Below are 13,781 nucleotides of genomic sequence, written 5' to 3'. Positions count from 1 at the left end.
TCTATATCCATTTTAAACGCACAATCTGGCTTTCGAGCCGAATATTTCCATTCACTTCCGCGACTTCCACTCTCACCCTGGTTGCTGTTCTCAGAATGGGTTCCTTCCGATAAAAAGGTTCGAGTTGCACGGTTAGCTCGTGGGTTTGGCCGGAATCCAACAACAGCGGATAAATCTCCGATTCATTTACTTTCCGTATCCGGAATTTTCGGGAGCTTCGCCATCGTTTAAACACAATTACCGGCGCTTCAATATCGATTATGCGGTCCGAATGATTTTTCATTCTGACATACAAAACAATGGGTCTGAATTCCGGTTCACCGAAAAGCGATAATGACAATTCTCCGTTATCTGATTCAGGGTTTTTCGACGCGCTGAACAGTCGTCTCCACGAAACCCTCCTCCATAAATAGTACACGATTAGCGGCACGAGCAAAGCAGCCAGTGCCCAAAGTATCTTGTACCCTTCAGGTCCGACATTATGCAACGCTAATAAACTATTTACCGAAAGTGTAACACATGCAATCATCCTCTGGTGCAGGATTTAATCACACAAAAGAAGGGAATTCTGCGAATATTCCCGCATAAAAACCAGTCGATTACCAAAATATCTTTATAGAGAAACCCTGACACAAACTAATCCTGTTCAAACCCTGTGAATATATTGTTGAAAACTCAATCCAGTCCGTTCAAATAATAGTTAAAACCTTGTGGAATACTTTTACTGACGGTGAATAAATTTGAATTAAAGCTCTTTTGACATTTGCCATTTTCCAGATGCCAGTTAGCAGAAAGTTGAAAAAAGCGGTTGTTATTCACATTTTATCAACAGTGAAATTAAAAACTCAGTCGCTCCCGAAGATTCCGGTAGCCCGATTTACTAACCTTCAGCTTTTCACCACCATTAAGCTGCAATATCCATGACTCTTTTTCGTACTGCTGAATTTCGTTGATTTGTGAAACATTCACCAGATAAGAACGATGAATACGGATAAACTGCTGCGGATCGAGGTGAGTCTCGAAGTATTTCATCGTCTTCTGTTTCATTGCATGTTCATTCTTCCAGTAGATCATCACATAGTCATCTTGTGACTCGATGTAGCGGATATCGCTGGCCGGAATGATGTGGATTTTACTCCCGGATTTAACAACAATCCGTTCCACATGAACCACCTGATCGTCGTGATCACTGACTAACTGTTCAACAGGCAGCTGGTCGATATCTTTTTTCTCGATTCGTTCGATGGCTTTATCAACAGCTTGCGAAAGTCGCTCAATCGGGTAAGGTTTCAACAAGTAATCAACAGCGTTCATCTCGAAGGCGCGGATGGCATATTGATCGAATGCCGTGGAAAAAATAATTTCCGGCGGCTCGGTCAGCAGCTCCAGCATCTCAAAACCGTTGACTTTAGGCATCTGAATATCCAGGAACACCAAATCGGGATGCAGCTCCTGAACGGCCTTCACTCCTTCAAGCCCGTTCGAACATTCTCCGATCACTTCAACACGTTGGTCTTCTTTGAGGTATTCAATTAATAATTCACGGGCCAGATCTTCATCATCAACAACAAGGACGCGATATTTTTTCATGGCAAAAAGGTTTTCAATTGATTCAATGCTAAGATGACAAGCAATATTCTTTAGATATTCTTCGACTTATCAACTTCGTCCTGAGGAATTTTCATATGAACGTGAAATGTATTCATCCGCTTCTCAACATCCAGCAGCCCACTACGTCCGTACATCACCCTTAGCCGGCTCCCAATATTTCGGAGTCCCACTCCTTCACCTTTTGTTGGAACTGCTTCCGGGTCAAAATCATTTTCAATATCGAGAACAAGAAATTCAGCCACCACCACTGCTTTCAGTCTAATCTCAACGGGTTCAATCGCCTCATAAACACCGTATTTAATGGCATTTTCAAAAACCGGTTGCAATATCAGGTTAGGCACAATGCTTTCTCCGGCCGCATCTTCAACATCAATATGATACTTTAACTTGCTACCAAATCGCACCTTCTCTATTTTCAGGTACAACTCGATATTGTGCAACTCCTGATTCAGGGTAACTTTATCCTCGTTCCGGCTTTTAAGCGAATACCGCATAAATTCGGAAAGGCATACCACCATTTCGCGGGCGCGTTCCGGCTTTGTCATCGTCAATGAAGCAATGGAATTTAAACTGTTGAACAGGAAATGTGGATTGATTTGCGACTTCAGAGCTTTCAGTTCAGATTCCTTCACCATTGATTCCAGCTGTGCTGTACGTTCTACCTTTTCCCTGAAATTCCGGTAGTAAACAATCAGATAATAAAACAAAACCAGCAGGACGTAGAGCAACAGGCAAGTCCAGGCACGGCCAGGATAACTATTCTCATAAAACCCGTAATAAGTGGGCGACTGAACAAACAAATGAACGATTACTCCGCCAACAAAAAGCCACAAGGAAATAAATATCAGGGCAGCTGCGATATGATTCCCTAAAAACTGCAACCGGCTCATTTCATCCGGATCGGTATATATTACCATATACCAAACGCCTAATCCCATACCCCCGAAGAGCACGATATTGACAAAACTGTCTGTAAAGGCAAACCACCAGGGCACTGGATTATTCAAAGCCAGCACCAGAAAGATACCGATCCCGATAACAATCAGGACCGATAGATATATGACCAGAAAACGCCTGTTAGCAATAAACGGGTGAGTCATAGATTAGTGGTTAGATGGTTATGGTAAATTGGCCACTTCTCCGCCGCCAAAAATAGCAAACCCCTTTATAACTACTACTTTGTTACTATCGACTTCACTCAATGAGATAGAGCGCTTGTCAGAGAATCCGCCGAGAATAGCAACGACCTCCACTTTCACATTCCAATCGGATGGTACGATGAACTTGGAACCGCCAAACATAGTGAACATATCGATGGTACAGTTTTCTGCCGGGTTTGCCTTCAACAGATTAAATGTACAACCACCAAAAATAGTCGTCACTTTTCCGCCTTTAAAATTATTGGTTACCAGGGAAGTTTCACGTCCGCCCAGCACAGCGACTTCGTCAAAATAGTCCGTTGAATTCACCCCTTTTTTAAAGTTCGCTCCGTGCCGTGTTCGATCCATTAAAAATACCAGACCGACAATGACCAGTACAGCCGGCCAGAAATTATAAACGATATTATCGGGGACACCCGAAATGCGGGGCAAGAGGAAAAACCCTCCAATAGCGATTAAAATAAGACCAGGTGTAACAACTCGTTTGGCGAGGTTAAATAAGCCAATGACAATAAGCAGCATTTGCCAGCTAATAACAATCCTTGATATTGAAGGACGTATCCATCCGGAATTATCGGCAATCAAGATAACTCCAATCAGGACCAGTATCAATCCCAGGAGTGGACGATTTCCTTTATGAGAACGATAAGGCTTCGCAAAATCATCCTGAGGGAAATGCGGATTATGGTTTGATGTCATGATATTAACTTTTATTGTTTACCTCAAAAATAGCCCGAAAGAGCAGAATCCAAAATGCTAAATCGGTAAATCCCGCTTAATTATCGGTAAACAGCGAAAAATTAATAATCGTTATTTCTACCCGACTGCTCGATCATCTTACTCAACGCATGGTTAAAGCCATCGGAGCGCAACAACTCTTCCATCTTCAAATGCATCCGGTAGCGCCAATAGTAATAGGTTATCCCCGGGATGTTAATCCGCTCGTTCCATATCTTCTCCCAGCGCAATTCACCGTCCATGGCCAGTAAATCCTGCAAAGGAAAGATGGCCCACATAGCCGGCGACCACAAATGCTGATTGATAATATCACGCGCTATCCATGGTTCCATGAAATGCGGCACTTCGCCTGCATGTCCCAACAGGTTATGGAAAAACCGGCTACTACGCTCGTAGTCTTCTTCCCACCATCCCCTGATGGTCGTCATATCGTGGCTCGAAGTAGTGCAGACTGACAGGTACGGCGCATCGGACGGGTGCCCGAATTCCACCTCGGTATCATGAGGCCTGCGTTGCACCTCGAGCGTTAGGATGCCCAACTCTTTGAGCACCTGCTGCACACAGTCAGGATTCATGCCCAAATCATCGCCAAAAGCCATCATATCGGAAGTGCGCAATAAAGCAGGAAGTTTCACCATAGCATTGTCGCGCCACAAATCTTCATGCCGTTTGTAGAAATAATCCACATACAGCTGCTCGAAACTATAACGCGTTTCTTCATCCAGGTTAATGAACGAATAAGTATCCTGAAGGCGAATTCTGGGATGGAACTTATACTTGTCATACGGATCGCGCAAAAACAGGACCTCGCTAACCAGCGAATTCAAGCCTTCCATAATCCGGGTTTCCTTATCAGGAAGATTGCCTTCTTTCTTGAACTGCTCAAAGTGAATAGCAATTTTTCTTTGTGTATCTACTTCCGGACGAAGATTGTACTTACCCGAACCATACTCTTCCAGGTACCTGTTCTTCACCTCATCGGTATAATCGCCGAACAAATCCCACAGAAAATATTCGCGGATAAACGGCCGCGTCATTCGCTCCTCGATGAAATGAATTCCGGCATCGATAATATCATCCCGCGTAAGCGGAAAAGAAGGCACAAAAAAGCCCATATCAGCGCTGGTTTGCGGAGAAGGAATTACCCACGTACGAAAGAATCCCACCACATGGGCCAGCCGATAAGCGTCGAACCAGGAGCCAAGTTTTAGTAACCGTTTGCGCCACCAATCGTAACCATCATACGCCATGCGCTCCCAGTTGTAGGTCGGATATCCCCAGTTTTGTCCCATATCGTCATCCTCATTCGGCGGTGCACCTATCTGTTCCTCCAGGTTAAATAACTCGGGATGTGTCCAGGTCTCAACACTATCGGGACTAACGCCTATCGGGATATCGATTTTCAGCACGATTCCGTTTTTCCGCGCATAGTTCGACGCATCACGCAGCTGCCGGTCGAGATGATACTGAATGAAATAGTGGACAGCAATATCGGGATAGTGTTTTTGTGACGGATCGCAAAGCTGCTGTATCTCCTCTGGACGATAGATGGCGTACTTCTTCCACATACGATGAGCGGCTGTTTTATTCTGATCACGCAAATAACAAAATGCTGCATAAGGAACCAGCCACTCTTTGTTTTCCGAGAAGAACAGAAGAAAATCACGATCATTCAGAAACGTTTCCATCTCTTGGTCAAACAGCTGTTTAAAATAACGCGACTTAACCCGGTGAACCTCCTCATAGGGAACCGATTCCATCTGGTTTAATTCGTAAAGCTGTTCCCGAAAATCCTGCATCACCTTCCCGTCTTTCAACTCTCCCATTAGTTCAATGTTCGCATAAACCGGGTGCAGGGCCATCGCAGAAATAACTTTGTACGGGTATGAATCAATCCAGCTTTGCGTAGCCACCGTTTCATTGACCGGAAGGAGCTGTATCATCTTGAGACCAGTTTTCTTAGCCCAGTCAACCAACATTCTCAAGTCAGGAAATTCACCAATTCCTCCACTTTTTTCGGTCCGGATAGAAAATACCGGCAGCGCCACACCCGCGCCCCGCCAAACACCAATCGGGAAACGAAACTTCTCGTCGGTATGTACTTTCAGGCTATTATCTTCTTTACAGACAAAATCACGAATCACACGATTATTGCCATCTTCCCACGAAATCACTTTTCGCTCACGCTCGTCATACACGACATATTTGAATTCCAGTGGAAACACTAATTCCGAGGCATCAATATCCACCGACCAAAGCGGGAAACGCGAATCATCCATCACGAGAGCGTCCCGCTCTTTCCAGGCACCTAATTCCGGGCGATTTCCCAATAAAGCAATAGTGTACCGGTGATTTACCCTAGGAACATGTACCTGCACCCGCAACACCCGGCCAGTATGTAACTGTTTCTGTCGCTTACCGGATGGTTTCCGTTGCATCAGCACACGGGTAAAAGCCGAATGGAAAAGTGTATTCTCTACATCCTGCGAGGTTCTCCAGAAATCCCGGATACGAACTTCATCAAACTTCCCTTTCGAAAGATCAACATGTCGGTTACCTCCCCACTCCCACAAAACGCCTCCGTCATCGTCTTTCACGAGGTATTTATAATCCCACGAATCAAGATCTTCTACTTTGATAATCAATTCCCATTCGCCCGGATAGTTATTCTTCATCTCAAGAGCCCGATCGGGGTTCCATTCGCCAAATTCAGGCCGGGAGCCCAAAACATAAAGTCGTTGTCCCCAAACAGTCTGATAATCTATCTTAAAAGAAACTCTCATAAGTTATCCTCCGAAAATGTAGGTGAACAAAAGCTTTGGGGGTCATTACCTACAATTTACAACTTATAAATTTGTCATAAAATGAAACACTACAAAAAATAAATTGTTGGAGAGTCAGTATATGCAAGTACTTTACCTGCATTTTGCCAGTAATTTGTTAAACACGAGGATAACTTAACATGAACAGCCGATCTAATTTTACAACTGCGCCACTACCCGGACTTATCAAGCAATTGGCGGTTCCGGCCAGTGTTGGCTTCATTTTCAACACGCTGTTCAACGTAGCCGACACGTGGTACGGCGGACTTCTATCTACGAAAGTACTGGCATCCCTGTCACTGTCTTTCCCTGTTTTCTTTATCATCCTGGCACTGGGAACCGGTTTGGGAACGGGAACAACTGCTCTCATATCTCATGCGCTGGGCGCGGGAAAATTTAAGGAAGCCCGGTTGTACGGCATTCAGGCTATCTCGTTTGCTATCGTCAACTCAGTACTGCTCACGATAATCGGTTTCTTCCTTGCCCCCATACTTTTCCGCATTATGGGTGCTGAAGGCGAATACCTCGACACGGCACTGCAATACATGTACCTAATACTTTGCGGCACCGTCTTTTTCCTGATGAATAATATCTTCAACGCCTTCCTAACCTCGCGGGGAGACACCCGCACCTACCGGAATTTCCTGATAGCCGGATTCTTTTTGAACCTCGGATTCGACCCCTGGTTCATGTTCGGAGGCCTGGGAGTTCCCGCGATGGGTATAAAAGGCATTGCCCTTTCGACCGTTATGATTCAATTCATCGGCATGTTTTACCTGCTATTCGTGGTTCGGAGTCGCGGCATTCTTCTTCACTTAAACTACCGTGAACTTTTTCCGAGAAAGCTGTTTTTCACCAACCTCTTCAAGCAGGGATTCCCGGCCAGTTTAAATATGATGACAATCGCGCTGGGAATTTTTATCATTACGGCTTTCGCCGGAAGATTTGGAGCCAACACGGTTGCTGCATTCGGGATTGCCATTCGGATAGAGCAGATGGCTTTACTACCGACCATCGGATTGAATATTGCCACACTGACGCTTACGGGCCAAAACATGGGCGCCCTTTTGTTACACCGTGTTTATGAAACCTGGAAATTGAGCCAGACCTACGGGATTATCATCATTCTGATTGGTTCCACGCTGGTTTTCTTCTTTGCGAGACAGTTGGTCGGATTTTTCACCGAAGATCCCGATGTGGTCGGAATAGGCGTTGAATACCTCCACGTAGGTGTTTTTTATTTCCTTTCCTACATTATTTTGAATATTTCTGTCTCTACTTTGCAAGGAATGAAAAAGCCCATGTATGCCATATGGATTGGACTATATAGAAGATTACTCGTGCCCCTGCCCCTGTTCTATTTTCTAGCTGTGATATTAAATTGGGGCACAAAAGGAATCTGGTGGAGCCTTTTTATCGTAAACTGGACAGCAGCCATTTATACTTTTTTTTATACCCGGAAAAAAATTCGTAAGGTTGCACACATTCATACGTCTAAAACTTAGTTTAACCCTAATAATTGAATTCATATGAGCTCACTTATTTGCCCCGTATCGACTGAAAAAGTCGACGAGAAAGCCGTACGAGGTACCGCTTTGCTCAGTTTCATTATTGCTGTTTTGTTTACCGTAAAACCGAACCTGTTTGCCGCGGCCTTTCTGGCCATTGATTTCTATTCACGTGGTTTTGGAATGAAGAACACCAGCATACTGGCGTGTTCCGGCGCCGGACTCACCCAATTTGTTCCATTTCAATCGAAACAGATTAATAAGGGGCCGAAAATTTTCGCAGCTCGCGTTGGCTTTCTGTTTTCTGTTGTATCCTTTATTCTTCTGCTCACCCATTATGTTTTGGCCTCACAAATTGTCATGGGAGTCCTTACGGTTTTTGCGTTTTTGGAGTGGAGCGTGGGTTTCTGCATGGGATGTTACGTTTACACCTACGCTGTCCTTCCCTTCTTCAACAAGAACAGGAAAAAGATTTAACGAGACAGGGAAAAAAGATATGACAAAAAAAGAGCTGTCTCCGGCGTAAACCGGAGACAACTCTTTTCTATATATCATCTGTTTAAACTTATTGCATCTTTTTCCAGGTTTCCCTGAGCGGAACCGTGCGGTTAAAACGCATATGCTCCGGTGTTGAGTCCGGATCGAGGTTGAAATAACCGACGCGCTCAAACTGGAAATGATCCAGTGGTTTCGCATCCTTCACGAAAGGTTCGACATAACACTCCGAACGAATCTCCAGCGAATCAGGATTCAGGAATTCCTTGAAGTCAACATCCTTGTGGCCGGCCGGATCCGGATCATTAAACAAGCGATCGTAAAGCCGTACTTCTGCTTTTACCGCATGCTTGGCTGAAACCCAGTGAAGCGTCGCTTTCACTTTCCGCCCGTCGGGAGCATTTCCACCCTTAGTTTCCGGATCGTAAGTGCATCGCAATTCAACAACTTCTCCGTTTTCGTCTTTTATTACTTCGTTACAAGTAATGAAGTATGCATAACGCAAACGGACTTCGCGGCCCGGTGCCAGACGGAAAAACTTCCGTGGCGGGTCTTCCATAAAGTCGTCACGTTCGATATAAAGCTCCCTGGAAAACGGCACACTACGTTTGCCCATGCTTTCATCTTCCGGATTATTAACTGCTTCGGTGTTTTCCTCTTCTCCTTCCGGATAGTTGGTGATTACCACTTTCAACGGATTCAAAACACCCATCACACGCTGGGCACGCTTGTTCAAATCTTCGCGAACAGCATGTTCCAGAAGAGCGACATCGGTCACGCCGTCGACCTTGGTTACACCAATTCGCTCAGAAAATTTCCGGATTGATTCGGGCGTATACCCTCTTCGGCGAAGGCCGGAAATAGTGGGCATACGCGGATCGTCCCATCCACTAACGTATCCTTTCTGAACAAGCTCGAGCAAACGACGCTTACTCATGACGGTATAACTCAGGTTCAACCGCGAGAACTCAATCTGTCGCGGACGATACTCATCTGTTTTCAATTGATCGACGAACCAGTCATATAACGGGCGGTGAATCTCAAATTCCAGCGTACAAATCGAATGGGTAATTCCTTCCCAATAGTCACTCTGTCCGTGCGCGAAATCATACATCGGGTAGATGCACCACTTGTCACCTGTACGGTGATGCGTCTTTTTCAGGACACGATACATCAACGGATCGCGCATGTGCATGTTCGGCGATGCCATATCAACCTTGGCACGCAACACGCAATGACCTTCCTCGTATTCTCCGTTCCGCATTTTCTCGAAATGCATCAGGTTTTCTTCCGGCGAAGTATTTCGGTACGGACTTTCAATTCCCGGACGTTGCGGCGTACCACGTTGCTGACTGATCATTTCCTGTCCCTGTAAATCGACATAAGCGAGTCCGCGCTTGATTAATGTTACGGCGAACTCATACAGCTTGTCAAAATAATCAGAGGCGTAGTATTCCCGATCGCCCCAGTCAAAACCGAGCCAGTGAACGTCGGCCTTAATGGAATCAACGTATTCGGTTTCCTCTTTCGTCGGGTTAGTATCGTCGAAACGCAGGTTGGTCAGGCCGCCATATTTTTCTGCTAAACCAAAATTCAGGCAAATCGATTTGGCATGACCGATATGCAAATAGCCATTAGGCTCCGGGGGGAAACGAGTATGAACACGTCCACCATTCTTACCTTCGGCCAAATCAGCGTCAATCTGCTGATGTATAAAATTCTTAGGAGCCTTTTTTTCAGCTCCTTCGGTTGTGGTTTTCTTTTCCGTCATATGCAATGAGTTACTTCGCGGAATTGTTGTCAAAATGTTCTCACAAAAGTAAGAAGAGTTTCCCCATTCATGGTAATAATCAATCATAAAAATAGGTTTTCATAAAATACTCGTAATTTTGAGGAAACAAACGCCGGAAGGAAATGCAATTTCTGACCAAAAGGGACGTAGTTTAACACCGGAACAACATGGGACTGATTGAAATTGAGGACATGGAATTTTATGCCTATCACGGGCATTTCAAAGAGGAACAAGTAGTCGGGAACCGTTTTTTGGTTAATGTAGCGATACGGACAAACTGCCAGGCTGCTTCGAAAAGTGACAAGCTGGAAGATGCGCTGAATTACCAGTTGGTCTACCAGTTGATTAAGGATGAGATGGAAGAGAAGTCACATCTTTTAGAGCATATTGGCGGACGAATTCTGGATAGTCTGTATGCAACCTTTCCGGAAATACACTGGGCCAAAGTGAAGATTTCGAAAATGAATCCTCCGATGGGAGGACAAATCGAGCGGGTAAGTGTCACCCTCGAGCGCTAGCCCGGGGATTTTTGAAAAGAGAGTTGCAAGGGATGAAGAAATTTCCCTATATTTGCATCCGCATCGAAAAAATACAGGCTATTCGTCACTAAAAAGTGAGATTCCAGCTAATTTTCGAATGTTATAATGGTCGGTTGGCCGAGTGGCTAGGCAGCGGTCTGCAAAACCGCGTACGGCGGTTCGAATCCGCCACCGACCTCCACCTAAAAGCCGCATCTCTGAACTCAGGAATGCGGCTTTTATTTTTCCGGTCTAACAACCAGAAAAAGAATCACAGGAAATCGCTATCAGCCTTCGAATTTGAACGACACTTTCACCTTGGCCCGGTAAGCTTCTACTTTACCATCCTTTATGTGCATATCCAGTTGCGAAACTTCAGCAATACGTAGGTCTCGTAAAGATTTCGAAGCCCGATTAATCGCATTCATCGCTGCTTTTTCCCATGATTCAGTACTGGTACCGACCAGTTCAATAATTTTATAAACGCTTTCTGACATAATGAGCCCTCCTAATTTAGTGTTCGAATCTATTTAAGGTACAAATATTCAACGCGAAAGACAACCAATTTTCACAACACAAAAACCTGCTTTTCAACTGTCGGTATTCACCGGTATCGTCGACATTTTTTTGTAACTTCAATATCCGAATGTCAAAATCCACCTCAAATGACTCCGAATCCTGAAATCGATCTTGCGAGGAAATTCGTATGGTATACCAACCGGAACGTTTTCTTAACCGGGAAGGCAGGTACTGGAAAAACCACCTTCTTACAAAATCTAAAAGTCAATCCTTTAAAGCGAACAATTGTTGTGGCACCTACAGGTGTAGCGGCTATCAATGCCGGTGGTGTAACCATTCATTCGTTCTTTCAACTTCCATTTGGGCCCATTCTGACGAAAAAGATAACAGGAGTTACGAATCAACAGCGCAGCAATGAGCAACGTTACCGATTTAGTAAAACCAAAATCAACATTATCAGAACTCTCGATTTATTAGTCATTGATGAAATCAGCATGGTTCGGGCCGATGTACTTGATGGAATTGATGAAGTGCTCCGCAGATACCGCCGTGCGGATGTTCCTTTTGGTGGAGTGCAGTTGCTATTAATCGGAGACCTTCAGCAACTTCCGCCGGTAGTGAAAAAAGAAGAATGGGAGTTGCTCAAATCTTATTACGATACGTTTTATTTCTTCAGCAGCCACGCGCTGGCCGACTCCAAGCCGGTTAACATCGAACTGAAAACAATTTTCCGCCAACAAGACGAAGAATTTATTCGAATTCTGAATGAAATAAGAGATGACCGATTGACGCCCGGATCTCTCCAGACACTAAATGACCGATTTCATCCGTCTTACCTCCACGGAGATAACGAGGGCTATATCACGCTCACAACACACAATGCCGGAGCTGAAAGTATCAATCATCAGAAACTGGCACGACTCGGAACCCAGTTGTACACCTTCGAAGCAGAAGTTCAGGGAGATTTTCCTTCATACAATTATCCGGCACCAGCCAATCTGCAACTGAAAGAAGGAGCTCAGGTGATGTTTTTAAAGAACGACACCTCGTACCGCAAGCAATATTACAACGGAAAGATTGGTGTGGTCACCGAGCTCGACGAGGAACACATCGAAGTATCTTTTCCGGGGGAAGATGAACGGGTTGAAGTCGAAAAGGAAGAATGGCGTAATATCCAGTACACCATCCATCCGGGAACGAAAAATATCGAGGAGAAGGAGGTTGGAAAATTTATTCAGTACCCGTTGAAGCTGGCATGGGCCATCACCATTCACAAAAGTCAGGGATTAACCTTCGACAAAGCTGTTATCGATGCGCATGCCGCCTTTGCACATGGGCAAACCTACGTGGCGCTAAGCCGGTGCAAAACACTGGAGGGCCTTCGGCTTAGTACGCCCTTATCATCCGATGCTGTTATCTGCGATCCGATGGTTCGGCATTTCAACAGCAAAGTGGCCGCCAACAAACCCGATAGTCAGGATTTCGCCAAATCCAGGCGAGCCTACCAACAAATGTTGCTGAACGAACTCTTTAACTTTCATTCCATCGAAAAGCAAATCAACAATCTATTCCATCTTATCGACACCAACGAGGAGAGCGTTCAGGGTAACCTGAAAAACAAACTGATGGAATTGTCAAATGTTCATTTACCTCATCTAAAGGATGTTTCGATAAAATTCCAAAATCAATGTAATCGACTATTTCAGGAAAACAGGTATCCGGAAACCGATTCTTTCTTCAACGAACGGATCAGTAAAGCCGGCATCTATTTTAAAGAATATCTGGAAAACCAATGGCAACCCGCTTTCGGGAAACTTTATTACGAGTCAGATAACAGAGCAATTCAGAAATCACTGGATGAACTTTCTGAAAAGATAGAGGGAGAAACCACACAGAAAATAAAGTCTTTCACAGCAGTCAGTACAGGTTTCGATCTGGTGAGCTATCTTCGCACAAGGGCGTTGGCACAGCTTGGAGATATGGAAGTTGAAAGAAAACCGAAAATCATTCTGAATGACTCGGATGTTATTCATCCCGAACTTTACCAGGAACTAAAAGCATGGCGCTATCAACTATCTAATGAGGCCGGTGTTGCTCTTTATTCTATCGTTTCGCAGAAATCACTGCGTCTGATTGCCAATGAACTACCAACAACGATAAAACAACTCGGTTCTATTAACGGCATTGGAAAGAAAAAACTAACTCAACATGGCGACGACATCCTCAAAATTGTGCAGGAATATTGCCATAAGAAAAACATACCGATAAGAAAAGACAGCAACCATCCACCCTTACGTGAGAAAAAAGAAGATACCAAACAGGTCACCTTCAACCTCTACCAACAGGGGATGGATATACCTGCCATCAGCAAACAGAGAGGTCTCACCACTGGAACAATTGAAAGGCATCTTGCTTATTACGTTGAACAAGGAACTCTGGAAATCACAGACTTTGTCCGCGAAGAAACCATAAAAACGATTTCACCACTCATTAAAAGTGATAAAACAAGGTCATTATCGGAAATAAAAAGCTTAGCCGGCGATGAAGTTACCTTCTCCGACCTGCATTTTGTGATAAGTCATTTAAAAAGGAAAGAAGTAGAAAAAGCGAAGTAAAGA

Annotated in this window: 11 protein-coding genes and 1 tRNA gene; 5 read left to right on the top strand and 7 right to left on the bottom strand. The window is 44.6% G+C overall.

What is annotated here, in order from left to right; genetic code table 11:
- Position 1: 1 nt before the first annotated feature.
- The 5 genes from CLV93_RS20095 to CLV93_RS05945 form a co-directional block, all read right to left on the bottom strand.
- Positions 2-529 (bottom strand): hypothetical protein, encoded by a 528-nt coding sequence (locus CLV93_RS20095; protein ID WP_146141962.1) that lies wholly within the window; start codon positions 527-529, stop codon positions 2-4.
- A gap of 308 nt (positions 530-837) precedes the next feature.
- Positions 838-1,590: a LytR/AlgR family response regulator transcription factor gene (locus CLV93_RS05960; RefSeq protein ID WP_106541251.1), complete on the bottom strand. Its 753-nt coding sequence runs from the start codon at positions 1,588-1,590 to the stop codon at positions 838-840.
- A gap of 50 nt (positions 1,591-1,640) precedes the next feature.
- Positions 1,641-2,711 carry a sensor histidine kinase gene (locus tag CLV93_RS05955; protein WP_106541250.1) on the bottom strand — a complete coding sequence of 357 codons (1,071 nt, stop codon included), beginning with the start codon at positions 2,709-2,711 and terminating at the stop codon, positions 1,641-1,643.
- A gap of 18 nt (positions 2,712-2,729) precedes the next feature.
- Positions 2,730-3,470 (bottom strand): LiaF transmembrane domain-containing protein, encoded by a 741-nt coding sequence (locus CLV93_RS05950; protein ID WP_106541249.1) that lies wholly within the window; start codon positions 3,468-3,470, stop codon positions 2,730-2,732.
- A 101-nt stretch (positions 3,471-3,571) separates the two neighbouring features.
- Positions 3,572-6,292, bottom strand: coding sequence for a 4-alpha-glucanotransferase (locus tag CLV93_RS05945; RefSeq protein ID WP_106541248.1), 2,721 nt, complete (start codon positions 6,290-6,292; stop codon positions 3,572-3,574).
- Between the two features lie 179 nt (positions 6,293-6,471).
- Here CLV93_RS05945 and CLV93_RS05940 point away from each other — a divergent pair, with 179 nt between their 5' ends.
- Together CLV93_RS05940 and CLV93_RS05935 are read left to right on the top strand one after the other, a co-directional pair.
- Positions 6,472-7,836, top strand: a complete 1,365-nt coding sequence (locus tag CLV93_RS05940) for an MATE family efflux transporter (RefSeq protein WP_106541247.1) — start codon at positions 6,472-6,474, stop codon at positions 7,834-7,836.
- A gap of 24 nt (positions 7,837-7,860) precedes the next feature.
- Positions 7,861-8,316 carry a DUF4395 domain-containing protein gene (locus CLV93_RS05935; RefSeq protein WP_106541246.1) on the top strand — a complete coding sequence of 152 codons (456 nt, stop codon included), beginning with the start codon at positions 7,861-7,863 and terminating at the stop codon, positions 8,314-8,316.
- Between the two features lie 88 nt (positions 8,317-8,404).
- Here the strand turns inward: CLV93_RS05935 and CLV93_RS05930 are convergent, their stop codons facing one another.
- A complete protein-coding gene (locus CLV93_RS05930; protein WP_246187197.1) occupies positions 8,405-10,192 on the bottom strand; it encodes a glutamine--tRNA ligase/YqeY domain fusion protein in 1,788 nt (595 codons plus the stop codon).
- A 101-nt stretch (positions 10,193-10,293) separates the two neighbouring features.
- Between CLV93_RS05930 and folB the strand changes: the two genes are divergently transcribed.
- Positions 10,294-10,644 (top strand): dihydroneopterin aldolase, encoded by a 351-nt coding sequence (gene folB / locus CLV93_RS05925; RefSeq protein WP_106541245.1) that lies wholly within the window; start codon positions 10,294-10,296, stop codon positions 10,642-10,644.
- Positions 10,645-10,772: 128 nt separating this feature from the next.
- Positions 10,773-10,846: transfer RNA gene (locus tag CLV93_RS05920), tRNA-Cys, on the top strand.
- An 85-nt stretch (positions 10,847-10,931) separates the two neighbouring features.
- Here CLV93_RS05920 and CLV93_RS05915 read toward each other — a convergent pair.
- The gene (locus CLV93_RS05915; RefSeq protein ID WP_106541244.1) at positions 10,932-11,141 is read right to left on the bottom strand and encodes a dodecin family protein; all 210 of its coding nucleotides are present in this window, start codon (positions 11,139-11,141) and stop codon (positions 10,932-10,934) included.
- Positions 11,142-11,309: 168 nt separating this feature from the next.
- On the opposite strand from CLV93_RS05915, the gene CLV93_RS05910 reads away from it, so the two are divergent.
- The gene (locus tag CLV93_RS05910; RefSeq protein WP_106541243.1) at positions 11,310-13,778 is read left to right on the top strand and encodes a helix-turn-helix domain-containing protein; all 2,469 of its coding nucleotides are present in this window, start codon (positions 11,310-11,312) and stop codon (positions 13,776-13,778) included.
- The last annotated feature ends 3 nt before the right edge of the window (positions 13,779-13,781 follow it).

The organism is Prolixibacter denitrificans (assembly GCF_003014495.1).
GTDB classification, from domain to species: Bacteria; Bacteroidota; Bacteroidia; order Bacteroidales; family Prolixibacteraceae; genus Prolixibacter; species Prolixibacter denitrificans.
Note: the sequence above shows the minus strand (reverse complement) of the source record. Positions and strands in the feature narration are given on the sequence as shown.